The 26,261-nt window shown below is 53.9% G+C and carries 24 protein-coding genes; 18 read left to right on the top strand and 6 right to left on the bottom strand.

Annotation, left to right across the window (positions count from 1 at the left end; all coding sequences use genetic code 11):
* Positions 1 to 297 precede the first annotated feature (297 nt).
* Positions 298 to 1,425, bottom strand: coding sequence for an alanine racemase (locus AC3CB2_RS06225; RefSeq protein ID WP_352930015.1), 1,128 nt, complete (start codon positions 1,423 to 1,425; stop codon positions 298 to 300).
* Between the two features lie 286 nt (positions 1,426 to 1,711).
* Here AC3CB2_RS06225 and AC3CB2_RS06220 point away from each other — a divergent pair, with 286 nt between their 5' ends.
* Both AC3CB2_RS06220 and AC3CB2_RS06215 read left to right on the top strand, forming a co-directional pair.
* The gene (locus AC3CB2_RS06220; RefSeq protein ID WP_352930018.1) at positions 1,712 to 2,086 is read left to right on the top strand and encodes a carboxymuconolactone decarboxylase family protein; all 375 of its coding nucleotides are present in this window, start codon (positions 1,712 to 1,714) and stop codon (positions 2,084 to 2,086) included.
* 196 nt (positions 2,087 to 2,282) lie between these two features.
* Positions 2,283 to 2,771 (top strand): hypothetical protein, encoded by a 489-nt coding sequence (locus AC3CB2_RS06215; protein WP_352930021.1) that lies wholly within the window; start codon positions 2,283 to 2,285, stop codon positions 2,769 to 2,771.
* Positions 2,772 to 2,818: 47 nt separating this feature from the next.
* Here the strand turns inward: AC3CB2_RS06215 and mgrA are convergent, their stop codons facing one another.
* From mgrA to erpA, 4 genes are all read right to left on the bottom strand, one after another.
* Entirely contained in the window at positions 2,819 to 3,880 is a 1,062-nt protein-coding gene (gene mgrA, locus AC3CB2_RS06210) for an L-glyceraldehyde 3-phosphate reductase (protein ID WP_352930024.1), read from the bottom strand.
* Positions 3,881 to 3,994: 114 nt separating this feature from the next.
* On the bottom strand, positions 3,995 to 4,777 hold the full coding sequence (xth, locus tag AC3CB2_RS06205; protein ID WP_352930027.1) for an exodeoxyribonuclease III: 783 nt from the start codon (positions 4,775 to 4,777) through the stop codon (positions 3,995 to 3,997).
* A 118-nt stretch (positions 4,778 to 4,895) separates the two neighbouring features.
* A complete protein-coding gene (locus tag AC3CB2_RS06200) occupies positions 4,896 to 5,639 on the bottom strand; it encodes a hypothetical protein (protein WP_352930030.1) in 744 nt (247 codons plus the stop codon).
* Positions 5,640 to 5,979: 340 nt separating this feature from the next.
* Complete coding sequence (gene erpA, locus AC3CB2_RS06195; protein WP_008546796.1) at positions 5,980 to 6,321, bottom strand: iron-sulfur cluster insertion protein ErpA; 342 nt, start codon at positions 6,319 to 6,321, stop codon at positions 5,980 to 5,982.
* A 212-nt stretch (positions 6,322 to 6,533) separates the two neighbouring features.
* Between erpA and AC3CB2_RS06190 the strand changes: the two genes are divergently transcribed.
* The 14 genes from AC3CB2_RS06190 to AC3CB2_RS06125 all read left to right on the top strand — a co-directional run bounded on the left by AC3CB2_RS06190 (position 6,534) and on the right by AC3CB2_RS06125 (position 22,929).
* Positions 6,534 to 7,751: a deoxyguanosinetriphosphate triphosphohydrolase gene (locus tag AC3CB2_RS06190; protein WP_352930033.1), complete on the top strand. Its 1,218-nt coding sequence runs from the start codon at positions 6,534 to 6,536 to the stop codon at positions 7,749 to 7,751.
* A 91-nt stretch (positions 7,752 to 7,842) separates the two neighbouring features.
* Positions 7,843 to 9,597, top strand: a complete 1,755-nt coding sequence (gene argS, locus AC3CB2_RS06185) for an arginine--tRNA ligase (protein ID WP_352930036.1) — start codon at positions 7,843 to 7,845, stop codon at positions 9,595 to 9,597.
* 79 nt (positions 9,598 to 9,676) lie between these two features.
* Complete coding sequence (locus tag AC3CB2_RS06180) at positions 9,677 to 12,505, top strand: SPOR domain-containing protein (RefSeq protein WP_352930039.1); 2,829 nt, start codon at positions 9,677 to 9,679, stop codon at positions 12,503 to 12,505.
* Between the two features lie 73 nt (positions 12,506 to 12,578).
* Positions 12,579 to 13,607: a beta-N-acetylhexosaminidase gene (gene nagZ, locus AC3CB2_RS06175; protein ID WP_352930042.1), complete on the top strand. Its 1,029-nt coding sequence runs from the start codon at positions 12,579 to 12,581 to the stop codon at positions 13,605 to 13,607.
* Positions 13,604 to 14,476 (top strand): segregation and condensation protein A, encoded by an 873-nt coding sequence (locus AC3CB2_RS06170; RefSeq protein WP_425328927.1) that lies wholly within the window; start codon positions 13,604 to 13,606, stop codon positions 14,474 to 14,476. The genes nagZ and AC3CB2_RS06170 overlap by 4 nt, the downstream gene beginning before the upstream one ends.
* Positions 14,473 to 15,189 (top strand): SMC-Scp complex subunit ScpB, encoded by a 717-nt coding sequence (gene scpB, locus AC3CB2_RS06165; protein WP_008547077.1) that lies wholly within the window; start codon positions 14,473 to 14,475, stop codon positions 15,187 to 15,189. The genes AC3CB2_RS06170 and scpB overlap by 4 nt, the downstream gene beginning before the upstream one ends.
* A gap of 58 nt (positions 15,190 to 15,247) precedes the next feature.
* Complete coding sequence (locus tag AC3CB2_RS06160; protein ID WP_014285788.1) at positions 15,248 to 16,330, top strand: ABC transporter ATP-binding protein; 1,083 nt, start codon at positions 15,248 to 15,250, stop codon at positions 16,328 to 16,330.
* Between the two features lie 82 nt (positions 16,331 to 16,412).
* Positions 16,413 to 16,658 (top strand): twin-arginine translocase TatA/TatE family subunit, encoded by a 246-nt coding sequence (locus tag AC3CB2_RS06155; protein WP_014285787.1) that lies wholly within the window; start codon positions 16,413 to 16,415, stop codon positions 16,656 to 16,658.
* A 171-nt stretch (positions 16,659 to 16,829) separates the two neighbouring features.
* Positions 16,830 to 17,318 carry a Sec-independent protein translocase protein TatB gene (gene tatB / locus AC3CB2_RS06150; protein ID WP_008546621.1) on the top strand — a complete coding sequence of 163 codons (489 nt, stop codon included), beginning with the start codon at positions 16,830 to 16,832 and terminating at the stop codon, positions 17,316 to 17,318.
* Positions 17,319 to 17,330: 12 nt separating this feature from the next.
* Entirely contained in the window at positions 17,331 to 18,116 is a 786-nt protein-coding gene (gene tatC / locus AC3CB2_RS06145) for a twin-arginine translocase subunit TatC (protein WP_008547224.1), read from the top strand.
* Positions 18,117 to 18,187: 71 nt separating this feature from the next.
* Positions 18,188 to 19,468 carry a serine--tRNA ligase gene (gene serS / locus AC3CB2_RS06140; RefSeq protein ID WP_352930048.1) on the top strand — a complete coding sequence of 427 codons (1,281 nt, stop codon included), beginning with the start codon at positions 18,188 to 18,190 and terminating at the stop codon, positions 19,466 to 19,468.
* A gap of 85 nt (positions 19,469 to 19,553) precedes the next feature.
* Positions 19,554 to 20,318 carry a 5'/3'-nucleotidase SurE gene (gene surE, locus AC3CB2_RS06135; RefSeq protein WP_008547068.1) on the top strand — a complete coding sequence of 255 codons (765 nt, stop codon included), beginning with the start codon at positions 19,554 to 19,556 and terminating at the stop codon, positions 20,316 to 20,318.
* A 65-nt stretch (positions 20,319 to 20,383) separates the two neighbouring features.
* Positions 20,384 to 21,076 carry a protein-L-isoaspartate O-methyltransferase family protein gene (locus tag AC3CB2_RS06130; RefSeq protein ID WP_008546737.1) on the top strand — a complete coding sequence of 231 codons (693 nt, stop codon included), beginning with the start codon at positions 20,384 to 20,386 and terminating at the stop codon, positions 21,074 to 21,076.
* 89 nt (positions 21,077 to 21,165) lie between these two features.
* Entirely contained in the window at positions 21,166 to 22,929 is a 1,764-nt protein-coding gene (locus AC3CB2_RS06125) for a M23 family metallopeptidase (RefSeq protein ID WP_352930051.1), read from the top strand.
* Between the two features lie 82 nt (positions 22,930 to 23,011).
* Here AC3CB2_RS06125 and AC3CB2_RS06120 read toward each other — a convergent pair whose 3' ends face one another.
* Entirely contained in the window at positions 23,012 to 23,905 is an 894-nt protein-coding gene (locus tag AC3CB2_RS06120; RefSeq protein WP_014285783.1) for an ATP-binding protein, read from the bottom strand.
* Between the two features lie 315 nt (positions 23,906 to 24,220).
* Between AC3CB2_RS06120 and yajC the strand changes: the two genes are divergently transcribed.
* On the top strand, positions 24,221 to 24,550 hold the full coding sequence (gene yajC, locus AC3CB2_RS06115) for a preprotein translocase subunit YajC (protein ID WP_008546278.1): 330 nt from the start codon (positions 24,221 to 24,223) through the stop codon (positions 24,548 to 24,550).
* Positions 24,551 to 24,645: 95 nt separating this feature from the next.
* A complete protein-coding gene (secD, locus tag AC3CB2_RS06110; protein ID WP_014285782.1) occupies positions 24,646 to 26,250 on the top strand; it encodes a protein translocase subunit SecD in 1,605 nt (534 codons plus the stop codon).
* The last annotated feature ends 11 nt before the right edge of the window (positions 26,251 to 26,261 follow it).

Here is a 26,261-nt window from a genome sequence, read left to right as displayed (position 1 = left end):
TGCGAACTAAGTACATTATAGTAAGTATAATGTAGGTATCTCAAATCTGCATAGCTGCCATGCGAAGTTTGAAATATTAGTGCGCGAGGTGGAAAATCGACTTTTGGGCTTCTGGCGGGGGTGTGGAGGTGGCCAAAAAGACTCAATTCGGCCACACTTCTTTATTGGTAAACGGTGATATGCACAGGAGAGTTTGAGTTCTTAAACCGGAAAAAACTTTTGCCAATCAATTTCCTAGTGCGACAAACTGTACACCTCAGTGAGATGTGAAAGGCGTTCTTGATGGAAAGGGTTGACCTACCATCTGTTACAGCGCGGCCACCACTCTCCCTCATGGTCACCATTGATCATATGGTACCCCTCATAGGCTGCTACAGTCATGCAAGAATGGTTGGGCAGAACACGAAGCTGTGATCCAAGTGGGTAGAGCTCGAAGGGTAGTGGGCTGCCATCTCTGGTGGTGATGTAGCCATGCTCCTGGCTCACACCTTGCACGTAAAGCAGCGGATCTACATGTCCGTCGACATCACTGAGGAGGCCGAAACCGCAGTCGTTGCTTTGGCTTGCACAGGAGCGGTCCTTGGAGAGTGCGAGGCCTCCGGCATCTACGACGATGCGGTTGAGGTGCGGGGCGTGGCTGATGACGCTGGTGAGCACGGTGGCTGCCACATCTTCCGTGGCGCACATGCCAAGGTTTGCCTGAAACACATCCTGAAAGACGTAAACCCCTGCGCGGACATCAGAAACGCCCTCAAATGACGTTCCGAACAAGGCTGTTGGCGTGGAGCCGATGCTGACTTGCGGGCATGGGAGGCCAGCTGCAAGGATGGCGTCCTTTACTGCGAGGGTACAGGTGCGCTCTTGTTCGGCTGCGGCTTCCAGTTCCTGCTGCCCGTTTGCTGCATAACTGACGCCGCCGCCATGGGCCATGACGCCTGCGAACTCCAGATTAGATGCGTTTGCAAGTATTCTTGCCACATCAACTGCGCGCTGCTGGTCTGCCTTCACACCGGTGCGGTGACCGTCGACGTCGACCTCCAGATAGACCCGTGGCTTAGGGCCATCCAGTATCATGGTAGAAAGGTGTGTTGCCATCTCGGTACTGTCCAGGCAGATGGACATTTGAGCGCCGGCGCGGTTGAGCTTCATGATGCGTTCCATCTTCTGTGGGACGATGGAGACGGCATAGAGAATATCTTTGAGGCCAAAGGAGGAAAAGTACTCAGCTTCCTTAAGCGTGGAGACGGTCCAACGGTCTGCGCCGTGGTCTTGCAGGATGCGGGCGACATCGATGGATTTGGCTGTTTTCAGATGCGGGCGGAGCGGCACTCCGATCTGCTTGAATCTGTCTGCCATGCCTTTGATATTTCGGTTCATCGCAGCTTCATCGAGCAAGAGGCAAGGGGTTTGAAGGTCTTCAAGCATTCAGGGGCTCCGCAATCATCTGGTATTCCTCGTAGAAATGCCTATCAGATCTGCTCTGGAATAAACAGTAGGCCCTGCTGGAATTGTGCGAATGGCAAGTTTCTGCACTGTTTCGGTCGATTAGGCGGGGTGTTTCAGGCGCAATAAATTCTGATGCAGCTGGAGCTCTCAGCGCGTGTTGTTTGCCAAACAGCTCAACTTCTCGCGGGTAAACTCACTGATTATCAAGAGGAGGCAGATAGGCAGGTCTGATCAGCGGTTGTTTGTAACCTGAGGAGACTGGCCTATGAAAGCTGAGGACGTCCTGAGCATTTTAAATCCCGAACTGCAAAAGAAGCTTGCTGCCAAATATGATGCGGCGGTGCCCGGCATGTCTGAGAGTGTCGTGGACTGGGCTTATGGTATGCATTATGGCCGTGAAGGGGTTGATCTGAAAACCCGCCAGCTTTGCAGTATTGCCGCTCTCACTGCGATGGGTGGGCACACGGGACCGCAGCTGGCCATGAACATCGAGCACACGCTGAATGCAGGCGCACGTCCTTCCGAGATCCTTGAGATCATCTGGCAAATGGCGGTTTATGCTGGCGTTCCAGCGGCCTTGAATGGCCTAAACACTGCACTTGCGTACTTTGAGGAAAAGGGACTGGATCCTCGGTCTTGATCAGATAGTGGCGGGAGTGGGTGTAGTGCTCACTTTTCGCTAGGTTTAATAAAAAAGAAATTCACTATTAATATCAATTATATAGATTGTATTGAAAGCTTTTGATATGTGCTGGGAAAGCTGAAAATGCACTTTTGAGTTCTGTTGCTGACTGCTACCTCATTTGCGTGATTGCTGCATATGATTAGAGGTTTGCATGAGGACTTTACTGAAGTGTTCGCTTGCTGTCGGAGCATTGGCTCTTCTGGCTGGCTGTAACTCCGGGGTTTCATCTCAGAAGGAGTTTAGCCGCATCATGTATCAGGAGAACTTGTTTCCTGAGTACCCGCGCGCGGGCCGAACCTATTTGAGTTTCAACCGTTTGCACGGCTTCCAGGTGGAGTATTTCGGGGCGAACAAAACAAACTTCCTTTGGTATCCGGGAAACAAGGTTGTTCTGCCGGGCCGATGGAAAGTGGATGGAAAGTTTGTTTGCTACCAGTATGGCTCGAACACCTATAATCCTGTCACCAATAAGCGTGGTGGAAAGTGGAGCTGTTCGCCTCGTGAGTTCTCCGCGAAGGGTGTTGTTGCTTCCTTGAAGGGAGATCCATACGGGCTTAGCCGCTCTAAAGAGGCGCCATATGTGCTTCAGAAATGTAAAGCACCTGAGAAGTTCAAGTTGCGCCGGGCTGCGACCTGCTGATTAAGCTGCCTAAAGAGGCGCGGAGCAGAGCCCCGCGCCCTTAATTCTTACTTTTTCTTCGCTGGACGGGAAGGGCCTTCGCGTTCGGCGGATTGGGCCCAGAGGTTGATGTTGGCCTCTGTGGCGTACTGATCGATGGCGGTCAGTTCTTCTTCCGTGAACTCCAGATTGTTGATGGTGGCTGCGCAGTCGATCACCTGTTCCTTGCGGCTGGCGCCGATCAGGGCGGAGGTGACGCGGCCTTTGCGCAGGACCCATGCCAGAGCCATCTGTGCCAGTGTCTGGCCGCGGTTCTGGGCGATCTCGTTCAGGGAGCGGATGTGGTTCAGCGTGGTCTCATTGAGGAAGCTTTCCTGGAAGGAGCCCACGTGTTTGCCTGCGCGGCTGTCATCTGGCACGCCGTTCAGGTACTTGTTGGTCAGCATGCCCTGTGCGAGCGGGGAAAAGACGATGGAGCCGATGCCTTCTTCTTCCAGCGTATCGAGCAGGCCATCTTCTTCAACCCAACGGTTGAGCATGGAATAGCTTGGCTGATGGATCAGGCATGGAGTGCCCAGTTCCTTCAGGATTTTCGCCGCTTCCTTGGTGCGCTTGGAGTTGTAGGAGGAGATGCCGACGTAAAGCGCTTTGCCCTGACGGACGATCTGGTCAAGCGCCATCATGGTCTCTTCCAGTGGTGTGTCCGGGTCGAAGCGGTGGGAATAAAAGATGTCGACGTAGTCCAGTCCCATGCGTTTCAGAGACTGATCACAGCTGGCGATGAGATACTTGCGGCTGCCCCATTCACCGTATGGTCCCGGCCACATGTCATAGCCAGCTTTAGAGGAGATGATGAGCTCGTCGCGATAACCGGCAAAATCGGTGCGCAGGATCTCGCCAAAGGCGGTTTCCGCGCTGCCTGGAGGTGGGCCGTAGTTGTTGGCCAGATCGAAGTGGGTGATGCCCAGATCGAACGCGGTGCGGCACATTTCGCGTTTGGTCTGGTGTGGGGTGGTTTCACCGAAGTTGTGCCAGAGACCGAGGGAAATAGCAGGTAGCTTGAGGCCACTCTTCCCGCAGCGGTTGTACTTCATGGTGTCATAACGATTGTCAGCTGGTTGCCAAGCCATCAGATGTCCTCCCAGACTTCTGTATATTTGTGTTTTCATGGAATAATGAGGAGGGCTGATGGCGAGGCCGCCACCAGAGTTCTTGAGAGAGTGTGTCCGGTTGGTGAGCTGCGATCAGGCAGAGAGCTCAACCCAGACCGGGACGTGGTCCGATGGCTTTTCCCAGCCGCGGACGTGTTTGTCGATGCCTACGCCTTGCATGATGCGGGCAGCTTCTGGCGAGAGCAACAGGTGATCAATACGGATGCCGTTGTCGCGTTGCCATGCGCCTGCCTGATAATCCCAGAATGTGTAAGTTCCAGCTTGGCTGTTGGTGGCGCGCACAGCCTCTGTGAAGCCGAGGTTGAGCAGGGCGCGGAAGCGTTGGCGGCTTTCCGGGCGGAAGAGCGCATCGCCAACCCATGCATCTGGCTTCTTTGCATCTTCCGGCTCAGGGATGACGTTGTAGTCACCGACCAGAAGAAAGGCTTCTTCCTTCTCCAGCTGCTTTTCAGCGTGTTTGTGGAGACGGTCCATCCAGCGCAGTTTGTACGGGAACTTTTCGGTCTCTACCGGGTTGCCGTTTGGCAGGTAAAGGCAGCCGACGCGGATTGGCTCGTTGTCGCCAGCAATGACGGCTTCGATATAACGGGCCTGCTCGTCTTCCTCATCGCCCGGAAGGCGGCGGTTAACCTCTTCAAACGGGCGTTTGGACAGGATGGCTACGCCGTTGAAGCCTTTCTGGCCGTGGGTTTCCAGATTGTAGCCGAGCTCTTCAAACGGAGCGCGCGGGAAGTTCTCATCAACCGATTTAATTTCCTGAAAACAGGCGACATCTGGCTGCTCTTCTTCGAGCCATTTGAGAACCGTTTCTAACCGCGCTTTGACGCCATTGATGTTCCAGCTTGCGATTTTCATCGGGTCTCCCTTCGAGAAAGCAGCAGAGCTTTGGCTGCTTGCTTTGTGTATGTCCTGTATTTGTTCTAGCACGGTCCCGCAGGAGGGCAAGGTAAGCAGGAAAAGTGTGTGTGGATGGTCAAGCGGGAATTTCTATTGGTCTAGGTCTAGTCGTAAATGACTGCTCCGTAAGCCAGCCTGACATGAAGGCCCCGTTGTTGCTGTTTAGGAAACGTGCTTTTTTGAAGTTTGCAATGACACGATCCAGAATGGCCTGATCTTTTGTGAGGTTCTTCAGGTGTTCAGGAGCAATACCTCGGGAAGATGGAAATACTCTGACTTGGAATAGTTCTGATAGCCTCTCTGTGGTGCAGTTCCAATAGAACCGGCTCATGAGACCAAGGGCGATGAGCTCTTCTGGATAAAAGCCGGATGAATCCGTCAGTTGTCTTTGCTCTCTTATAAACTGAAATTCTGGGAACCCCATGTTTCTTACAAGATGTTTCTGGAACTGGTAAGTGACGGATTCGTTTGATTTAATTATCAACTGCGACTGAATGTTGAAGAAGAATGCACTGTTGCAATAGCTTTTGACATAGGTTTTGCGTTCACCTTCGCTAAGGTATTTGCGAGCATCTTCCTCAGTTTGACAGCTGATTGAGAATATGTTTGGGCGCAAAATAGCATCCCGCCAAACGTCAGCAGTAACCATCCGAATGCCTGTCATCGCGCTCAAAGGTGCGAGATTTGCACTTGGAGTTGAGTTGCCTCCCCTGATGACCAAATAGAAGCCATGGTAGGGCCAGGAGAGTTTGGCGAAGCAATTGTCGCTGGAATAGTGGCGTTGAACCTGCTCGTGGATGTAGTCGATGTTGAGTTCCATAATCGCGCCCCCAGCAATGTTTAGATCGTAATACCTGCCTAGTCATAACTTGAGTCGGCGCTATCAACACGTTGAACCGGTCATTTTGCTTTGAATTGGAGCAAAGAGCGCGATCTGATCTCATATCAGAGTAGGCTGAGAGAGGATAAATCGTAGGCTGAGAGAGGATAAATCGTAGGCGAGAGGGGAATAACTGCTTTGCGTTGAAATGTGCGTTGGTTTGAAAGGAAAGGGGGAAACTTGCGTTTTTTGTGTGGGCGAGGCGGTGGGCCTCGCCGTGTGGGCTCGCGATCAGATGAAATGAGCTGAAGTTATTCCCTCAAGACCGGCAGGTGCTAGATTAGATGGAGAAGCTTGTGCCGCATCCGCAGCCGGCGGCGGCTTGCGGGTTTGTGATCTGGAAGGACTGGCCCATGAGATCTGTCACGAAGTCAATTTCTGAGCCTGCCATGTACTGCAGGGAAATGCTGTCGATGAGAACGGTGGCGCCGAGTTTGGCGAGGACGAGGTCGTCGTCTTCCTGTTCTTCAACGATGTCGTACTTGTATTGAAAGCCGGAACAGCCGCCACCTTCGACAGAAATGCGGAGCATGCTGCCGTCTGCTTCTTTTTCAAGAATCTGGGCTACGCGTTTTGCGGCCTTGTCCGTTAAACCAACGGTATTTTCTGGGGTCTGGGTCATAATCGGGTCTTGCCTGGGGGCTTGTACTTTCTTTGATTTGTAATTTAGGTGGTCTACACGCTAATTTCCATAGTATTTTGTTGCTAAATTGCATTTGGCTTGGGAAAGCGATTGTTTACAGGGCCTTTACATCTGTTATGTCATTGCTGTGATAAGAAAATCAGCGGGTATGGCTCTGTGGTTTTCTCATGATAGCGGGTGGGGGATAAGGAATGGTCAAGACGTTAGGATACGGGGCTCAGCCGCGCGCCGAATATGCTGTTGATCCGGAGTTGAGCCGCGGACGGCTTTATCCTGAATCTGACAGCCCGACACGCACGCCGTTCCAGCGGGATCGTGACCGCATTATCCATTCAGCTGCTTTCCGCCGTTTGAAGCACAAGACGCAGGTTTTTGTGTATCATGAGGGCGATCATTTCCGCACGCGGCTGACCCATACCATTGAGGTTTCCCAGATTGCCCGTTCGCTGGCCCGTGCACTGCGGCTGGATGAGGATTTGGCCGAATGTCTGGCGCTGGCCCATGACCTTGGGCATACGCCGTTCGGGCATGAGGGTGAGGACGTGATGCATGAGTGCATGGCGGATTATGGCGGGTTTGACCATAACGCCCAGTCCCTGCGCATCGTGACGGATCTGGAGCGCCGCTATGCGGAGTTCGACGGACTCAATCTGGCGTGGGAGACGCTGGAGGGGCTGGTCAAGCACAATGGGCCGCTGACGGATCGTTCTGGCGCGGCGTGTGGCAAGCTTTCAGGCAAGGGCTTGCCGTTTGCTGTGAGTGAATATGCCAAGCATCAGGATTTGCTGCTGTGGTCGTGGCCAAGTGCGGAAGCGCAGGTGGCAGCACTTGCAGATGATATCGCCTATGACGCGCATGATCTGGACGATGGATTGCGGGCAGGGCTGCTCAGCTTTGAGGCCATGAAAGATGTGCCTTATCTGAAGCGCATTCTGGACGAGGTGGACGGGAAATATCCCGGCCTTGAGGATGCACGGCGCATTCACGAGATCGGGCGCAGATGTATCACCGGCATGGTGGAGGACGTGATTGCGGAGAGTATTTCCCGAATTAATCAACTTTCTCCCAAGAAATGCGGGGATATTCGTGATGCAAATGGTCCTGTTATTGCCTTTTCAACTGAAATGGCGCGAGAAGAGCGCGAGTTGAAAGAGTTTTTGTTCGCCAATCTTTACCGGCACGAAAGTGTTCTGGCTGTTCGCAAGCAGGTGGCCAAGGTGGTGCGGGATTTATTCCATGCCTACTTTAAGGCACCGGAAAGAATGCCAGAACCGTGGTGTACAGGATTGAATGGCGAGAGTGATGAGGTGGTGGCTCGCAGGGTCTGTGACTTCATTGCAGGCATGACAGATCGTTATGCCATAGACGAACATCGACGATTATTTGACGATACCCCTGAACTGGGGTAATGCGCCAATTCAAACACTATTAATTCACGGAGTTTATGTGGGGCTACGGCTTTGCAAAACCCTGTGAGCTGTCAAAACTAGGCTATTAAAAATGAACATCTTTGCAGACTTCGCCGAAAGGGTAAACAGTGTAGTCAAGGGTCTCGACCTTGCTGCTGACGCGCCGGAGTTGGATCTCCGACGTGTGACTGTTGAACCTCCTCGGGATGCTGCGCATGGCGATCTGGCAACCAATGCTGCCATGGTGCTGGCTAAACAGCTGAAGATGAAGCCGCGTGATCTTGCTGAAATGATTGCGGAGGGCCTGCGCGCCGACAGTGAAGTTGAAGCTGTTGATGTTGCCGGACCTGGCTTCATCAACATCCGCGTCAGCAAAACCTTGTGGGAGCGTGTGATTGGCGACGTTGTTGCCAAGGGCGACAAGTTTGGCGCGTCCGCACGTGGTGATGGCCTGAAGGTGAACGTGGAGTACGTTTCCGCGAACCCGACTGGCCCGATGCATGTGGGTCATACCCGTGGCGCCGTGGTTGGTGACGCGCTGGCGAGCCTGCTGCAGTTTGCCGGTTACGACGTGACACGTGAATACGTGATCAACGATGCGGGCTCTCAGATTGATACGCTGGCGAACTCTGCATTCTTGCGCTACCGCGAAGCGCTGGGTGAAGACATCGGTCAGATCCCTGAGGGTTATTATCCGGGTGAATACCTCATTCCTGTCGGTAAATCTCTGGCAGAAGAGTATGGTGAGAGCCTGAAGGATATGGCTCCGGCTGAGCGTCTTGCTCTGCTGAAGGGTTATACCGTTGACAAGATGATGGACATGATCCGCGGGGATCTTGGTGCGCTGAACGTCAAGCATGATGTGTTTTTCTCTGAAAAGACCATGCATGGTCAGGGCAACGCTATTGATCTGACACTTGATGCGCTGCGTAAGCGAGATCTGGTTTACAACGGCACTCTGCCACCACCAAAAGGTGAAGTGCCAGAGGACTGGGAAGACCGCGAGCAGACCTTGTTCCGTTCCTCCAACTACGGTGATGACAGTGACCGTGCGCTGGTGAAGTCTGATGGCAGCTACACTTACTTTGCGGCTGACGTTGCTTACATGCGCGACAAGATTGAGCGTGGCTTCAAAGAGATCATCTTTGTGCTTGGTGCAGACCATGCGGGCTACGTGAAGCGTCTGGAAGCGATCGGTAACGCGATCTCCGGCGGCGATGTGGATGTTATCGTTCGTCTTTGTCAGCTGGTGAAGCTGTTCAAGGGCGGTGCGGAGTTCAAAATGTCCAAGCGCTCTGGTAATTTCATCACCCTTCGCGATGTGGTTGATGAAGTGGGCGTGGATGCGGTACGCTTTATGATGCTCTATCGTAAGAACGATGCGCAGCTGGACTTCGATTTTGACAAGGTGAAAGAGCAGTCAAAAGACAATCCAGTGTTTTATGTTCAATACGGTCATGCTCGGTGCCATTCTGTGCTGCGTCAGGCTGCTGAGGAACTGGATTGGTTCTCCAACACAGCTGAAGAGTTGCAGTCTGCAGATTTTGCACAACTTGAGGACGAGGGCGAATTGGCACTGATTGCCAAGATGGCTCAATGGCCTCGAATTGTTGACGGAGCCGCAGAAAACCACGAGCCGCACCGTATTGCGTTCTATCTGTATGAGCTTGCAAGCGCCCTGCATGGACACTGGTCCAGAGGCAAGGAAAAGCCGCAATTACGCTTTATTAATGATAAAACGCCAGAATTAACCAAAGCTCGACTCGCGTTAGTCTATGCAGTTTCACAGGTAATTGCTTCTGGCCTCAATGTTTTGGGTGTCACAGCACCGAATGAAATGCGCTAGTGCCTGAGCACAGTTATAGAGTACTGGAGGTTCGCGGTGGGGATTGCGAGCCTCTTATTTAAGGGAAAACACCGCTGCAATGACTAATCGCTCCAAGTATCCGGGACCGGGTGAGGTTTCTGCTAGGCAAACGGCAGGCGATGAACCGCAACAGTGGGCAGGCGATCAGGATCCGCTCGTAGAACTTGCCAGAATTGTCGGTGAGAGCACAGCTCAGTACCGTCCGAGTTCTCGCGTCGAAAGCCAAGTATCTGAACGTCCGCTGTTCCCCAAAAGTGATGAGCGCAGTGCAAGTGCGCCTGTTGAGCCATCCGCTCCTCAGGTCGATGATTATTCAGTGGGTGCAGCTGAAACGAATGAGCCTGCATCCACTCAAGATTCATTTGCGGCTCTTGATGCCGTGTTTGCATCTCCAAAACCATCTGCATCTACCGGGCATGCGGATCCGTTCGCGGATCTGAGCTCTGCTGCGCTGACATCCGGCGCCTCAGGTGATGCGGTTGATTATGTGAGTGATCTGCCACCAGTTCCTAAGGCAAAGTCTGTGCCGGAGCCTAAGCCGCTTCCTGCCCCTGCGCCTGTTTCCGGTGATGTTCCTGCTGAGCCTGCACCTGTGCGCCAGCCGGTGACTGCCGCTGATTTTACTGCTGAGCCAGAAATGGATGATGTTCTGTCCCGTGATCTGGAAGAAAGCCTTGTGGCTTCTCTCAATCAGTCGCAGGTGGAGCGTGAGCAGACTGCACGTCCTCAGCGCACTGTTAGCCGTGCGACACCAACGCTGGATGCTGTTGGTACGCGTGATGTGCGTCCTGAGCAGACTTTGCGTGAGCGTCTTGAGCGCCGCAATGCTGAGCCGCGTCCGGTGACAACGCCGCGTCCTGCGGAGCCAGCTGCGGCTGCGCCTTCTGCTGAGCCGCGTGCGCTCAATGAGCTTTCTCAGAGCGATTATGACAGCTGGCGTGCGGAGCGTGCTGCAGAGCGGGCAACTGCCGCCGCTGCTGCTGTTCAGGCAGCGCCTGCACCAGAGCCTAAGGTTGAGGCTGCTCCTGTTGAGCCGCAGCTGCGTGGCACTCATGATGATGTGGCGCCAGCGGCTGAAAACATCTCGTTTGAGCCTGATATGGCTGCGTTTGCGGCAGATACCGGTGCAGAGCTGGAAGGCGAGCACATTACGGCTGCTGAAGCGCCTGCACAGGAAACAGTTATTCCAGCAGGGCATCTTGAAGATGCGTTGATGGCTGAGTTCAGTCTGGAAGGGGAAGAGCAGCCGACCGTGGTTGCCGAGCCAGTGGCGCCTCAGCCAGAGCGGGACATTGCTCAACAGATTGAAGAGAGCGTTGATGACATCTTTGCAGATGAAATTGCGCAGGAACCTGAGCCAGAGCCGGAACCAGAGCTGGAGCCGGAAGTAGCTGCTGAACTGAACGAATTTGAGCGCATGAGCGCCGGATTTGAGCAGGCTGCTCAGGAAATCGATCCGTTTGCCAATGAGGCTGATGAAGCCTGGCAGCTGGATGAGAGCGTGACCAATGATACGTCCCTGGATGAAATGTCCTGGCCTGCTGCTGCTGAAAAGCTGGCGCAGACCGAGGCGGCTCATCAGGAAGCTTTGAGCGCCGCGAAGAAACAGAGTGAAGATCAGACACCGCCTCCGGGTGGGTATGATCTTGACGCTGTTGCTCAGGCGATGCGCAAGGAAGACCCAAGCCTTGATGGCGGCGTGCTTCCGCAAGCTGTGCCGCGCGTTTCTGTTGATGTTCCGGTTGAAGAAGAGACTGGCCGCAGTGGTGGTCTACGCAAGGGCCTGTTGGCTGCTTCGCTCATCGGCGGTGTTGTTGTGATCGGTGGTGCTGGTCTGTTCATGTTCGACTTCGGTGGAACAGGCGGCGATGCCGTGCCTCCACCAATTATCCGGGCAGATGCTTCTCCAATGAAAGAGATGCCATCTCCGTCTGCGCAGCCGAAGAACAACGATCAGGCCAAAATCTTTACTCCTGAAGAAGCGTCTCAGCCAGCGACTGGCGAGAAGATGGTTCAGCGTGAAGATGCACCTGTGGCTCCGCTGCCACCAGCAGCGAGCGAGACAGATACGGCCAAGTCCAGCGTGTTTGATGTGAATCCGACCAAGAAGGTGCGCACTGTGATTGTGCGTCCGGACGGAACCATCGTTCAGCGGGAGGGTACTGCTTCTGCGGCGCCTGCACCTGCGCAGCCACGCATTGTGACCAGCACTGTTCGCAACACCAATCCGCAGAACACTGCAAGTGTTGTGCCTGCTACGCAACCTGCAAGCACTGGCCAGTGGGATCCGCTGCCGGGTGAAAACCAGAGTGCGAACCAGCAGGCTGCAAACACCACAACAAGCCTTCAGGATGCGTTTGCAAATGCGCCTGTGGCAACGCCGACGGAACAGCGCAACACGCTTCTGGGCGTGAGTGTTGTGCCTCAGTCCAAGCCGTTTGTGGTGGCTTCTGCAAACACTGGCAGCAACACCGTTCGCTCCAGCACACTGACGCCGCTGCAGCCGCAGACAACGTCTCGTGCGAGCAATGCGCCGCTGAACCTGACAGGTAACCAGAACACGCAGACCGCTGCTGTGAACCCTCAGGCGATTGCGCCAACTCCAACACCGGGTGAAGGTGTTGTTGGTGAGATTCCTGCTGGCACTTACATTGTGCAGGTGGCGTCTGTGCGCACTGTTGAGGATGCTCGCGGTCAGATCCGCCGTTACAACAGTCGCTATCCAAATCTGATGGCGCTGGTGACCCCGGTGATCACCCGTGCGGACCTTGGCGACAAAGGCATTTACTACCGCATTCAGGTTCCGTTTGACGGGCCGACCAGTGCGAACACCTTCTGCGGTGAGTTCAAATCTGCAGGTGGTGACTGTTACGTGCGCCGTAACTAAAACGAGTTTCCCGCTTTTGGGAATACGCTTTGGAGCTTGACGCAGTCATTGCGTCAAGCTACCAGCTTTACTCATGTTTTTAAAATCGTTCATTTCCGGATGCCTTGGACCTGAGCTTAGTGCTGAGGACAAAGCCTTTTTTCGTGATCAGCAACCTGTTGGTCTGATCCTTTTTGCACGCAACATGGAAACGCCTGAGCAGATCCGTCGTCTTTGCGCGGATTTTCGTGAGGCTGTCGGGCGTGCAGATGCGCCTGTTTTCATTGATCAGGAAGGTGGTCGTGTGCAGCGCTTTGGCGCACCGCATGTGCCAATCTACCCGGCTGCCGGAACGCTTGGGCAACTTTACGGGCAGGATCCGGAAGCGGCAAAGCGGGCGGCGTACTTGCACGCGCTGTTGATCGGGCTTGATCTGCGCGATCTTGGGCTGACTGGCAACTGTATTCCGTGCCTTGATATGCCGATTGAGGGTGCTAGCAACATTATCGGTTTGCGCGCCTACGGTTCCGATGTGCGGTTGGTGAGCGATATGGGGCGGGCGGCTATGGATGGCTGTCTGGCGGCTGGTGTGATGCCGGTGATGAAGCATATGCCAGGACATGGACGTGCGCTGGTTGATACTCATCTTGCGTTGCCGGAAGTGGATGTCAGTTTTGCTGAGCTTGAGGCAAGAGACTTTATGCCGTTCAAGCTCTTGAATGATTGCCCTATGGGGATGACAGCCCACATCGTCTTTAAAGAGATTGATGGAGATCATCCTGTTACGCAATCTTCCTATGCTATTCAGAGGGTTATCCGGGAAGCGATCGGATTTGATGGCGTTTTGATGAGTGATGATATCTCCATGAAAGCCCTTGGCGGTGAACTGAAGGAACGGGTGGAGAAGATTGTCGCCGCTGGCTGTGATCTGGTTCTGCATTGCAATGGTGAGCTGGATGAAATGAAAGTTGTTGCCTCTGCTGTGCCAGAGGTGGATGGCAAGCAGGCGGAGCGGCTAGAAACGGCCATGCAGCGAAATACCCAAGTGTTTGATGGGGATGTACATGCGCTGCGGGCGGAGTTTGATGAGCTAACCGCAAAAGCCAAAGGGATTGATGCTTGAGCGACAGTGAGGCCACTGAACAGGTAGAAGAAGCGTTGGCAGGCGCGGCGGCTCCGGAGCAGCCTGCGACTGGCGAACCGAACCTGCTTGTGGATGTGGATGGGTTTGAAGGCCCGCTCGATCTGTTGCTCACGCTGGCCCGCAGCCAGAAGGTTGATATCACCAAGATTTCCATTCTGGCGCTGACAGAGCAATATCTGGAGTTTGTGCGTGAAGCGCGCCGGTTGCGGCTGGAGCTGGCGGCGGATTATCTGGTGATGGCGGCGTGGCTGGCTTATCTGAAGTCGCGCCTGCTTATTCCGCAGCAGAAAGAAACGGATGAGCCGACTGGTGAAGAGCTGGCAGCCGCTCTGGCGTTTCGTCTGCAACGGTTGGAAGCCATGCGGGATGCTTCTGCCAAGTTGATGAACCGGTCGCGTCTGGGCCGGGATGTGTTTGCGCGTGGTGCTCCTGAGACTGTGTCGGTTGAACGGCGCAGTGTTTGGACTGCCACGCTTTATGATCTGCTGATGGCCTATGCTTCGCAGCGCCAGCGTCATTCGGTGACGTCTGTGCACGTGAAGAAGCGGCAGGTTTGGTCTTTGCAGGATGCGCGGGATATTCTGACTCGTCTTGTGGGGCAGGTGGCTGTTTGGACGCCCATTGAGCGTTTTTTGACAGCTTATCTGGAAGACCCGCAGGAACGAGCGACAGCGATGGCGTCTGCGTTCTCGGCCAGTCTAGAGCTGGTGCGGGAAGGGGTGATTGATATTCAGCAGTCCGGCCCGTTTGAGACGATTTATGTGCGCGCCTCGCAGCGTACGCCGGAAGAGATCGGTGCGGGTGAGCCAATGGATGAGCGCGAAGAGAAAGAGGTTGAGTTGTCATGAGTGAAACACCTGATCTTCTCGACGCAGTCTCACAGGATGAGGCCCTTGAGGTGGCTGATGCTGGTGAATTGTTGGAGACCGATCGCATGGTTGAGGCTCTGATCTTTGCTAGTGCGGAGCCGTTGAGCTTTACAGAGCTCTCCAAGCGTATTCCGGGGGATCGGGACATTCGCGGGGCGCTGAACCGTTTGCGCGCGTTTTATCGCAAGCGCGGCGTGCAGCTGCGTTCCAGTGAAGACAGGTGGTCGTTCCGCACGGCTGAAGATCTTTCGTTCATATTGCACCGCGAGGCGGTGGAGCAGCGGCGCCTTTCGCGTGCTGCGCTGGAAACCCTTGCGATTATTGCTTTTCACCAACCTGTGACCCGTGCGGAGATTGAAGATATCCGCGGCGTTTCTACATCTAAGGGCACATTGGATGTGCTGCTGGAAACGGGTTGGGTGCGTATGCGCGGTCGGCGGCGGACGCCGGGCCGTCCTGTGACTTACGGAACCACCTTTGATTTTCTTGATCATTTTGGTCTGGAAACCATCAAGGACCTGCCGGGTCTTGAGGAGTTGAAAGGGGCAGGGCTGCTGGACAGCGCAATCCCGGCCAGCTTCCATGTGCCGGCTCCGGACGACAGTATTGACCTGACGGAGGATGAAGATCCTCTGGATGAAAGTGAAATGTTTGCAACTGGCGCACTTGAAGAAGACGCCGGAGAAAAATAAACACATGCAGGAGAGTCGATGATTTGGTCGACCACCTTGCGAGTTTGAAGAGGGACTAATGGAACCAGGGAAGGTTGCAGCATCAGAACGACTGGTGTTTGACAATATCTGCCATCATTATGGGGGGTTACCTGCGGTTCGCGGTGTTTCGCTTTCTTTGAAGAGCGGGGAAGTACTGTGTTTGCTGGGCCATTCCGGTTGCGGAAAAACCACGCTCCTGCGTATTGCGGCAGGGGTTGTGCGTCAGCAGCAGGGTAGTGTCCGTATCAATGGTTCTGTGGTTGCAGACGAGCGGAATTTCCTGCCGCCTGAAAAGCGCGGTGTTGGGCTTATGTTCCAGGACTATGCGCTGTTTCCGCACTTAACGATTCTTGAAAATGTGAAGTTTGGCCTGTCCGATCTGGCAGCTGATGTTGCAGAACGCCGTGCGCGCGATGCGCTGCAGATGGTTGGGCTGGGTCAGTATGTGGATGACTATCCGCACGGACTATCTGGTGGTGAACAGCAGCGTGCTGCGCTGGCGCGTGCGATGGCGCCGCGGCCTCATACACTGCTGATGGATGAGCCATTTTCAGGTCTGGACAGTCGTTTGCGCGATGATGTGCGCACGCAGACGCTGGAGATGATCAAGATGCAGGGCGCGACAGCAGTTGTGGTGACACACGACCCGGAAGAAGCCTTGCGGGTGGGCGACAGAATTGCGCTGATGCGCAACGGGGAAGTGGTTCAGCTGGATACGCCAGAGGATATCTACTTCCGCCCGAATAGTTTGTTTGCTGCCAAATTCTTTTCAGATCTCAATGAGATACCCGGAAAAGTTGTTGGTGGCCGCGTGGTCACGCCTATCGGGAATTTTTCCTCCAATGGCCTTGAAGAAGGGGCTCATGCGACCTTATGTGTAAGACCACATCACTTAAAGGTATGTCATGGTGAGGGGCAGTTCAAAGGCAAGGTCATTTCTCGCGCAATGGCAGGTGAGACAGATCTTCTGGACGTACAAGTTGATGGAATAGTGCAGCCTCTACGTATTCGTACGAGGGATGTATTACAATTCTACCCAGAAAATGTCATAGACTTGTGTATAAATGCAGAGAATGTTTTGGTTTTTGGGCGAGAGACGGCAGTAAATCATAGTGGGTAATTCTTCTGGATACTACCTATTAGTATCTAGGGGATGTAGTGTCTCTCAAAACACGGTTCAGAGTTCTTAAGGAGTTTGGTTGATGGGCTCAATTGGTATTTGGCAAATCGTCATCATCGCGGTTGTCGTAGTTCTGCTGTTTGGTCGCGGAAAGATTTCCGAGTTGATGGGTGATGTTGCAAAGGGCATCAACAGCTTCAAGAAGGGGCTGAATGAAGATACCGCGGAAGCCAAAGAAAAGGCTGAAGATCCGAAGGTTATCGATCATGCTCCAGGCGAAAGCGTAAACGCGCAGACAAAAGCTGAAGACACCGCAAAAAAGGACTAAGTCTCCTTTATCGGTAGTCTATGCAAATTGTTTAGGGAAAGTCGGTCTATTCTGACCTAGAGTTTGAAACCTACGCCTTTCCCTAGTGGATGTGCCGTTTACGGCACGACACGTCATCGATGAAAGCCTGGAAACGGGCTGTCATTGAGACAATAACGAAACGGCTTCTTTATGTTCGATATCGCATGGACAGAGCTGCTGCTTGTCGCTGTGGTTGCCATTTTGGTGGTTGGCCCGAAAGAACTGCCGGGCATGTTGCGCACAATCGGGCGCGCAATCGGCAGCGTGCGCAAGATGGCAGGCGAATTTCAGTCCACTTTGAATGACGCTGTCAAAGAAGCGGAGAAGCAGGCCGGCATTGATGAAATGCGGAAGCAGGCTGATGCTGCGCAGAACTTCAATCCACTTGGTGATTTAAAAAAGAGCCTTGAGGAAGAGAAGAAGAAGCTTGAAACCAGCATGAACCAGGCGACCAGCGATGTGAAAAGCTCGCTGAACGGTGAGGGCTCTGCTGAGGCCAAGCCAGAAGCTGCTCCAGAGGCAGCGCCTGTAAAGGCTGAAGTGCCTGAGCAGAAAGTTGTCTCTTCTGCTGAGCTGGCTTCCACGCAAAAAGCTAAAGAAAGTGCCGCAAGCACTCCTTCCAGCAAAGATGAAAGCTAGGGCGGCTATTTTATGAGTGATAACGAAATTGAAGATTCACGTGCGCCGCTGATTGAGCACCTGATCGAATTGCGTTCTCGTCTGATGAAGTCGGTGATCGCGATCGCTATTGCCTTTGTGGTCTGCTTCTACTTCTCTAACGACATCTTCAACTTCCTGATCAGACCTTATTCTGAGGCTGCTGGGGAAAGTATGGAAGTGAAGTTGATTTACACAGCTCCGCAAGAATGGTTCTTCACGCAGATGAAGCTGGCCTTGTTCGGTGCGTTGTTTATCGCTTTCCCTGTGATTGCCAGCCAAGTCTACATGTTTATGGCTCCTGGCCTTTACAAGCATGAACGCCGTGCGTTTGCGCCTTATCTGGTCGCGACGCCAATTCTGTTTGTGATTGGTGCTGCTCTGGTGTTCTACCTTGTGATGCCAATGGCAATGAGTTTCTTCCTTGCCATGCAGCAGCTTGGTGTTGGTGAAGAGGCATCCATTGAGATGTTGCCGCGCGTGAGTGAGTACCTGAGCTTTGTGATGGTTCTTATCTTTGCGTTCGGTCTGGTTTTTCAGCTTCCGGTTGTTTTGACGCTTCTGGGTCGCGCGGGCCTTACGACTGCAGATTCCCTGAAATCTAAGCGTAAGTACGCAATTGTGGCGTCGTTTGCAGCTGCGGCAATTTTAACACCTCCTGATCCGATTTCGCAGATCGGTCTTGCACTTCCCACTCTGCTTCTCTACGAAGTCTCCATCTATTGTGTAAGGCTCGTCGAGAAAAAGCGCGAAGAGAAGGAAAAGGAAGAAGAGGAGTAAGCTCTCTTCCAGCTCTAACGTTTATTCCCGGCGGGTTATTTAGAAGGCAAACCTGCCGGGGTTACTAAGTTATGCTTGATATCAAGTGGATTCGTGAAAATCAGGAGAGCCTTGATGCGGCTCTCGCAAAACGCGGCCAAGAGCCACGCGCTGCGCAGCTCGTTGAACTGGACGACGCGCGCCGTTCCCACACCACCAAGCTTCAGGAGGCGCAGCAGCGCCGTAACTCCGCATCCAAAGAAATCGGCATGGCCATGGGCCAGGGCGACAAGGAAAAAGCAGAGGCCCTGAAGGCTGAAGTTGCCGAAATCAAAAGCTTTATTCAGAACGGCGAAGACGAACAGCGCAAGCTGAACGCTGCGCTTGAGGATGCTCTGGCTGTTATCCCCAACATTCCGCTGGATGAAGTGCCAGTGGGTGAGGACGAGGCTGACAACGTTCTGCTGCACACGCATGGCGAGAAGCCTGAGCTGGATTTTGAGCCGAAAGAGCACTACGAGCTAGGCGAAAAACTGGGTGGTATGGACTTTGAAACTGCTGCCAAGATGTCCGGTTCCCGCTTTGTTATTCTGAAGAGCCAGATTGCCCGTCTGGAGCGTGCGCTCGGTCAGTTCATGATCGACCTGCACACCCGTGAGCATGGCTACACAGAAGTTTCTCCACCACTACTGGTGCGTGATACCGCGCTTTATGGCACTGGCCAGCTGCCGAAGTTCGGTGAAGATCAGTTCCGCGATCAGGATACGGGTCACTGGATGATCCCAACCGCTGAAGTTCCGCTGACCAACATGGTTTCCGGTGAAACGCTTGCTGAGGCTGATCTGCCGATCCGTGTGACTGCGCTGACTTACTGCTTCCGTTCTGAAGCTGGTTCTGCTGGACGTGATACGGCTGGCATGCTGCGTCAGCACCAGTTCCAGAAGTGTGAGCTTGTATCTGTCACCGACGAAAATAGCTCTTTGGATGAGCTGGAGCGGATGCGCGAGTCTGCGGAGAAGGTTCTAAAGCTTTTAGGTCTTCACTACCGTGTGGTGACTTTGTGTAGTGGTGATATGGGCTTTGGTGCGCGTAAGACCTACGACATCGAAGTTTGGCTTCCAGGTCAGGACGCTTACCGCGAAATCTCTTCCTGTTCTGTCTGTGGTGACTTCCAGGGCCGCCGCATGAACGCACGTTACCGTGTGGAAGGTGAGAAGGCGCTGAAGTTCGTTCATACCCTGAATGGTTCTGGTCTTGCTGTCGGTCGCTGCCTGATTGCAGTGATGGAGAACTACCAGAATGCAGATGGAACCATCACTGTTCCTGAGGCACTTCGCCCATACATGAATGGCCTTGAAGTCATTGGTGCTTAAAAATTTGGTGTAAGCGTTGTTTTGATGGGAGGGCAGTCATGTCCTTCCGCACGACGGCGCGACGTTTATAAGGAATTGCTGCGATATGCGTATCTTACTAACCAACGATGATGGGATCCACGCTGAGGGTCTTGAGGTTTTGGAGCGCATCGCGCGGCAGATTTCAGATGATGTTTGGGTTGTGGCGCCGGAAACCGACCAGAGCGGTGTGGCGCACTCTCTTTCTCTGAATGATCCTTTGCGTGTTCGTGAAATCGACAGCCGTCATTTCGCAGTGCGCGGTACACCTACTGACTGTGTGATCATGGCGGTGCGTTCCATTTTGGATACGCCGCCAGATCTGGTTCTTTCCGGTATCAATCGCGGTGCCAACATTGCTGATGATGTGACGTACTCCGGTACCATTGCTGCGGCGATGGAAGGCACGCTGATGGGGGTTCGCTCCATCGCGTTGTCTCAGGCGTATGCGTTTGGTTCTGAGTTTGGCCCGAACTATGACACGGCTGAAGCACATGCTGTTGGTGTGATCCGCAGTCTGCTGGAGTTCAACCTGCCGTCTGATACGCTGCTGAACGTAAACTTCCCGAAAGATGCGCCTGACATGGTAAAAGGTGTTAAGGTTGTGCGTCAGGGCAAGCGTGATGCAGGTTCACTGTATATTGAAAGCCGTAAGGATGGTCGTGGCAATCCATACCACTGGCTTGCGTTCCACAACCGTATTCCAAGTGCTCGTGAAGGCACAGATATCGGGGCTTTGAAGGAAGGTTACATTTCGGTCACGCCTTTGCACCTGAACCTGACAGCGGATGAGCTGATGGGTCAGTTGGAAAAGACGCTCGAAAAGTCCTGACTTGATTGATTGGGGCTTGTCAGCTTCTGGCAAGCTCCGCACTGCAGATAGACGGAGTGTTTAAAATGGAAGACAGTCTATTTGCTGATGAAGATGGTCGTTCTGCTGAGAACCTTGCCAAACAAGCGGCATGGGTGATGAAGCTGCGGTCTGAGGGTGTGCAGAACCTTGAGGTTCTGGGCGCGCTGGAAGCTATTCCTCGTAAGTTATTTTTATCAGCGAGCCAGCAATTTCTGGCCTATGAAGATCGTGCGTTTCCCATTGATTGCGGGCAGATGAGCACTCAACCGTCCTTGATTGGTAAAGTGGCGGACTTCCTGCAGATGAAGCCGGATCACTCCTTGCTGGAGATCGGCAGTGGCTCGGGCTATCAGTGCGCGGTTCTTTCCAAGATTTGTGATCGTATTGTGTCTCTGGAGCGGTATCGCACGCTGGCTGATCTGGCGCGTGAGCGTTTGCGGTCCTGCAAGATCCATAATGTGGATGTGATTCATGCAGACGGACTTGTTGCGCCTGTGGATGAAGAGGATGACGGCGGACCATTTGACCGGATTATTTTGAATGGTGCGCTGGAGCGTGTGCCAGGCTTTTTGTTTGATCGCCTTGCGCCTGGTGGCCGTCTTTTGGCGCCAATCAAGCATGAAAGCGGGCTTTGCCGGCTTATTCAGTATGACAAGGGTGGGCGCGGACTTGATGAAACGGAACTGGGCCGGTTCCGCTATCTTTCCCTGACGCCGGGAATTGCTGCAAAACTGTAACCAAACGAGACTTTGATTAAGTCTTTATCAACTCTGTTGTCAGTAAACTTACGCCAGTTAGCCTTTTATTTGTATTGGGTAGGGCGATTATGCAGTTTCATTCCCGTGAGAAAGCCAGATTACGGCGCGGTGTCGCATTGTTTTTGCTGTCGGCAGGTCTTGCAGGTTGCAGTGGCAATGTGGACCGATTTGGTCAATCAGAATATGTTGATGAACCAACATCTCCGGCACAAACTGCCGTTGTAGTTACGCCCGGACTTCCATCAAGCAGCTCGAAATCTGTTGTTCAGCGCGGTGTTATGCTGCCAGCGCCAACATCGAGTGATGCGCCTATTGTGACCGGATCCACGCAGGCCACTGCGTATCCGAAGCAGACATGGCAACCAACATTTTCCAAGCAGCCCGTTCCGGTGAGCCAGCGCAAGCGCGCGAGTGCTCTGGTGCCTGCCTCTCTTGCCAAAGCGCCAAACGACGGCACGCTTGGCTGGACTGCCGTGGGTGGACGCGTTGTGACGCTGAAGCGCAATGAGAGTGTTGAGAGCCTTTCCTGGCAGTATCGTGTGCCAGTTACTGAGATTCTTCATGCGAACCGTGTGACTGTCAGCTCTGCGTTGCAGCCGGGCGATTCTGTTGTGATCCCGGTGAAGATGGTGCGCAAGCCAAACCGTGAGCCGCGGGCAAGCGCGCGTGTGCTGCCATCAAGCAGCACGCAGCCAGTGACAACGGCTTCCATTCCAGCGCAATACGTGACGCCACTCAACGCCAATGGTCAGTCTGCAGCGAGCAAACAGTCACGTGATGAGTTTGCGACCAAGATTGCTGCTGCGTTGATCCCTCCGGGCAATGTGGGTGAGAGATCGCGTCCTGTTTACAGTGATGCACCGCCACCAGCTTATCCGGTTCAGCGCCGTGCGCCTGTTGCTGCGGTTCCAGCGTCCTCTCTGGAGCCTATCCAGCAGCCAGCACCAGCGCAGGTTTATCGTGCGCCTCAACAGCCAACAACAACCTATCGCAGTCAATCTCTGACACCGATTGTGCCGCCTCAGCCAGCAAGTGCACAGCCTGCTTATGGTGTGCCGGTCACAGGGCAGGCCGCTCGCAGCACTGCTGCTCCACTGCGCGTTTCTGCAGTGCCGAAGAGCAAGCCGCAGGCTTATGTGGCTCAGCGTCCGGTTGCTGTTGCTAAGGCTTCGACTGCGAGTGCAGTGCCAAAACCGAAGCGGATTGCTCTTGCTAGTGCTCAGCCATTGCCGGTTGCGCCTGCGCCAACAACGCAGCGTACGCTTGCCAATTCTTTAGCGCCTGCGCCAGTTCATACGGCCAACGTGCAGAAGCCGCAGGCTCCGATCGTGCCTGTTGTGCGGGAGGCTGAAACTGATATGGTGCGTTTGCAGCCGACAGAGGTTTCCAAGCCAGCTCCAGTGCAGCCAGTGAAGGTTGCCAGTGCGCCCAAAGCAGCGGCTGTTGCTGAGGAGACCACCTTCCGTTGGCCGGTTCGTGGCCGGATTATTTCGGACTTTGGTGTGAAGCCGGGTGGGTCTCGCAACGACGGTATCAACCTTGCTGTTCCGTCTGGAACGGACATCAAGGCAGCTGAAGACGGGACAATCGTTTACGCTGGTAACGAGTTGAAAGGCTTTGGGAATCTGGTTCTGATCCGTCACGACAACGGCTGGGTGTCAGCTTACGCTCACAACAAGGAGCTGAAGGTGCGCCGGGGTGATGTTGTGCGCCGTGGGCAGACGATTGCCATGGCGGGTGCGACCGGGTCAGTGACCCAGCCTCAGCTGCATTTTGAGCTTCGTAAAGATAACAAGCCGGTAGATCCGATGAGTTTCCTGCCGCGCTCATAAAGGGGGAGGGCTCCTTAACGGAGACCTTTTCAAAGTCAGAACCCGCCGTGATGTTGACCTTCACACGGCGGGTTCTTGCGTTTTAGCTCAATGTCTGACCGAGGCGACCTGCCAGGTCCTGAATGAACTGCCAGGCAACACGGCCGGAACGGGCACCGCGGGTGGTGGACCATTCCAGAGCCTCAGCGCGCAGTTGTTCCTGATCGATCTTCAGATTGAAGTGCTCGGTGTAGCCGTAGATCATGTCCAAATATTCGTCCTGATTGCACTTGTGGAAGCCGATCCAAAGGCCGAATCGATCAGAGAGGGAGACTTTCTCTTCGACCGCTTCACTGGCGTGGATCGCGGTGGAGCGCTCGTTCTCCATCATATCGCGCGGCAGAAGGTGTCTGCGGTTGGATGTGGCGTAGAACAGGACATTGCTCGGGCGACCCTCAATGCCGCCGTCCAGAGCGGCTTTAAGGCTCTTGTAGCTGGTGTCGTCGCCATCGAAGGATAGGTCGTCACAGAAGATGATGAAGTTGTAGGGTGCGCTGCGCAGCTCGTTCATGAGAGCAGGGAGCGCTTCAATGTCCTCACGATGGATTTCGATGAGGATCAGCTTTCGGTAGCCCTCAGAGGTGCCGTGCTCGATATTGATAGCTGCATGAGCAGATTTCACCAAAGAAGACTTGCCCATGCCTCTTGCGCCCCACAGCAGCACATTGTTGGCGGGGAAGCCTTTTGCGAAGCGGCTGGTGTTCTCCATCAGCATTTTCTTGGAGTGATCGACGCCCTTGAGCAGGCTAATATCGACGCGATTGACTTTTGCAACAGGCGCGAGCTCAAACGGAGAGGGATGAAACACGAACGCATCGGCTTCGTCGAAATTGACGGGAACCGGAGGCTTGGGTAGGGAGCCTGCCAGCAGGCTGACAATCTCGTCCAGCTTTGATGTAAGAAGGGCGACTTCAGAGGTATTTTCTTTGGTGGTCATGTGTATCTACGTGATTAACTCAGGTGCGCTGGTGTGGGCTTTACGCAAAATGAACTAGGTGAAAAATTGTCTCAGCGGCGGTTCTGCTATTTGATCTGCGGCCAAGTATCCCTATTTACAGCTGTATCATGCCCAATACTCTTGGGGAAAGTCCCAGTTAGCATGTCAATGCCTTGAAAACACTGGAGTGGACTGTATAGTCCAGCCCAAAATCCTTGTTCTATCGGGCCAAGGTCAATTTTGGAGAGGCTCGCCTCGCCAATTGTTTAATGAACGCCATCAGGTTCCATTGGAATTTGTGGTAAGGAGAAACTAATGCTTATTACCCCTGCCTATGCACAGGCCGCAGGTGGTGCACCGGACGTAATCATGTCCATCGTGCCATTCGTTCTGATCTTCGTGATCATGTGGTTCCTGATCATTCGCCCTCAGCGTCAGCGCATGAAATCTCACCAGGAAATGGTGAACAATCTGCGTCGTGGCGATACTGTTGTGACCTCCGGTGGTCTGATTGGTAAAGTTGCCAAGGTTGTTGATGAAGCTGAGCTGCAGGTGGACATCGCGGAAGGTACGCGTGTGCGTATTGCTCGCGCAATGATCCAGGAGGTTCGCTCCAAAGGTGAACCTGTCAAGGACGGCGAATAATCGCGCCTTGATGCTTGTAGTTTCAGGCCGCTTTCCTGCTGAGGCACAGGCCTTGCGGAAGGCGGTCTGCCTATACTAGGACCGGGCATATACTCATGCTTCATTTCGCGCGTTGGAAAATCGCCCTGATTATCGTTGTGGTGCTGGGCGGTATACTTACAACATTGCCGAACTTCTTCCCGGCAAGCACTGTTCAATCCTGGCCGGATTTCATGCCTAAGCGCCAGATTGTTCTCGGTCTTGACCTTCAGGGCGGTGCTTATCTGCTCTATGAGGTTGATAAGGAAGATTACAAAGAAAAACAGTTCCGTCAGCTGGTTGGAAACATCCGCCGGGCCCTGCGCGAAAACCCACGTATCGGTTACACCGGTCTGGGCATTCAGGGAGACGGCGTTCAGGTGCGCATCCGTGATGCAGCACGTTACGACGAAGCTGAACGACGCCTTGCAGAACTGGTAAACCCGCTTAATTCCGGCGTTTTCGGCGGCGCAGCGGTTAACGAATTTGTTCTTGAGCCTCAAGGTGACGGCCTGTTCCGCATGGCCTTCTCTCAGGAAGGTCTGGACATGCGTCTTGCTTCTGTTGTGAGACAGTCCATTGAGGTGATCCGTCGCCGTGTTGATGAACTCGGCACGACTGAACCTTCCATTCAGCGTCAGGGCACTGACCGTATCCTTGTTGAAGCGCCGGGTGAATCCAACCCACAGCGCCTGAAGGATATCATTGGTGCAACTGCTCAGCTGACTTTCCACCTTGTCAGTCAGGAAATGAGCGCGTCTCAGGCACTTCAGGGCCGTCCACCGAATGGTACGATGGTTGTTGAAGGCAATGACGGCCAGCCATACCTGCTGGATGAAACACCACTGCTGACTGGTGAAGAGCTGCAGGACGCTTCTGTTGCGTTTGACCAGCAGACCAATGAGCCTGTTGTGAACTTCCGTTTCAACACTGCCGGTGCCCGCGTCTTCGCGGATGTGACCCGTGCAAATGTTGGCCGTCCGTTCGCAATTGTGCTGGATAACGAGGTGATCACTGCGCCGGTTATCCGTCAGCCAATTACAGGTGGTTCCGGCCAGATTTCCGGTAACTTTACCGTTGATGGTGCAAACGATCTGGCTGTTCTGCTGCGTGCCGGTGCGCTTCCTGCGCGTCTGGACGTTGTTGAAGAGCGTTCCGTTGGTCCGGGCCTTGGTCAGGATTCCATTGATAGCGGTAAGATCGCGTCTATCGTCGCAGCTGCTGCGGTTGTCATCTTCATGCTGCTGGCTTACGGCCAGTTTGGTGTGATTGCGAACCTTGCACTGGCTTCCAACGTGTTCCTGATCTTCGGTGTGCTGACCACACTGCAGGCCACGCTGACGCTGCCAGGTATTGCGGGTGTCGTTCTGACCATCGGTATGGCGGTTGATGCGAACGTGCTGATCTATGAGCGCATTCGTGAAGAAGCACGCGCAGGTCGTTCTGCTATCGGTTCTATCGATGCAGGCTTTAGCCGTGCACTTGGCACAATCTTGGATGCGAACATCACAACGCTTATTGTGGCTGTGATCCTGTTCTTCATCGGTTCCGGTCCTGTAAAAGGCTTCGCCGTGACCCTGATGATCGGTATCTTCACCACAGTGTTCTCTGCATTTACCGTGTCTCGTTTCCTCATCTCCGTATGGGTGAAGCGTAAGCGTCCATCCAAACTGCCAATCTAACTCGGAGCATG

It is taken from the genome of Pseudovibrio sp. SCP20 (assembly GCF_057774105.1).
The sequence above is the reverse complement of the archived record's forward strand: the minus strand, read 5'-3'. Positions and strand labels throughout refer to the sequence as shown.

Bases quoted from the DNA above. Each gene is read 5' to 3' on its own strand.
- AC3CB2_RS06125 (WP_352930051.1), top strand. From the start codon at position 21,166: ATGCAGTTTCATTCCCGTGAGAAAGCCAGATTACGGCGCGGTGTCGCA.
- AC3CB2_RS06200 (WP_352930030.1), bottom strand. From the start codon at position 5,639: ATGGAACTCAACATCGACTACATCCACGAGCAGGTTCAACGCCACTAT.
- AC3CB2_RS06220 (WP_352930018.1), top strand. From the start codon at position 1,712: ATGAAAGCTGAGGACGTCCTGAGCATTTTAAATCCCGAACTGCAAAAG.
- tatB (WP_008546621.1), top strand. From the start codon at position 16,830: ATGTTCGATATCGCATGGACAGAGCTGCTGCTTGTCGCTGTGGTTGCC.
- AC3CB2_RS06190 (WP_352930033.1), top strand. From the start codon at position 6,534: ATGGTCAAGACGTTAGGATACGGGGCTCAGCCGCGCGCCGAATATGCT.
- tatC (WP_008547224.1), top strand. From the start codon at position 17,331: ATGAGTGATAACGAAATTGAAGATTCACGTGCGCCGCTGATTGAGCAC.
- erpA (WP_008546796.1), bottom strand. From the start codon at position 6,321: ATGACCCAGACCCCAGAAAATACCGTTGGTTTAACGGACAAGGCCGCA.
- serS (WP_352930048.1), top strand. From the start codon at position 18,188: ATGCTTGATATCAAGTGGATTCGTGAAAATCAGGAGAGCCTTGATGCG.
- mgrA (WP_352930024.1), bottom strand. From the start codon at position 3,880: ATGGCTTGGCAACCAGCTGACAATCGTTATGACACCATGAAGTACAAC.
- surE (WP_008547068.1), top strand. From the start codon at position 19,554: ATGCGTATCTTACTAACCAACGATGATGGGATCCACGCTGAGGGTCTT.
- yajC (WP_008546278.1), top strand. From the start codon at position 24,221: ATGCTTATTACCCCTGCCTATGCACAGGCCGCAGGTGGTGCACCGGAC.
- AC3CB2_RS06180 (WP_352930039.1), top strand. From the start codon at position 9,677: ATGACTAATCGCTCCAAGTATCCGGGACCGGGTGAGGTTTCTGCTAGG.
- scpB (WP_008547077.1), top strand. From the start codon at position 14,473: ATGAGTGAAACACCTGATCTTCTCGACGCAGTCTCACAGGATGAGGCC.
- nagZ (WP_352930042.1), top strand. From the start codon at position 12,579: ATGTTTTTAAAATCGTTCATTTCCGGATGCCTTGGACCTGAGCTTAGT.
- xth (WP_352930027.1), bottom strand. From the start codon at position 4,777: ATGAAAATCGCAAGCTGGAACATCAATGGCGTCAAAGCGCGGTTAGAA.
- AC3CB2_RS06160 (WP_014285788.1), top strand. From the start codon at position 15,248: ATGGAACCAGGGAAGGTTGCAGCATCAGAACGACTGGTGTTTGACAAT.
- argS (WP_352930036.1), top strand. From the start codon at position 7,843: ATGAACATCTTTGCAGACTTCGCCGAAAGGGTAAACAGTGTAGTCAAG.
- AC3CB2_RS06215 (WP_352930021.1), top strand. From the start codon at position 2,283: ATGAGGACTTTACTGAAGTGTTCGCTTGCTGTCGGAGCATTGGCTCTT.
- AC3CB2_RS06130 (WP_008546737.1), top strand. From the start codon at position 20,384: ATGGAAGACAGTCTATTTGCTGATGAAGATGGTCGTTCTGCTGAGAAC.
- AC3CB2_RS06225 (WP_352930015.1), bottom strand. From the start codon at position 1,425: ATGCTTGAAGACCTTCAAACCCCTTGCCTCTTGCTCGATGAAGCTGCG.
- AC3CB2_RS06155 (WP_014285787.1), top strand. From the start codon at position 16,413: ATGGGCTCAATTGGTATTTGGCAAATCGTCATCATCGCGGTTGTCGTA.
- secD (WP_014285782.1), top strand. From the start codon at position 24,646: ATGCTTCATTTCGCGCGTTGGAAAATCGCCCTGATTATCGTTGTGGTG.
- AC3CB2_RS06120 (WP_014285783.1), bottom strand. From the start codon at position 23,905: ATGACCACCAAAGAAAATACCTCTGAAGTCGCCCTTCTTACATCAAAG.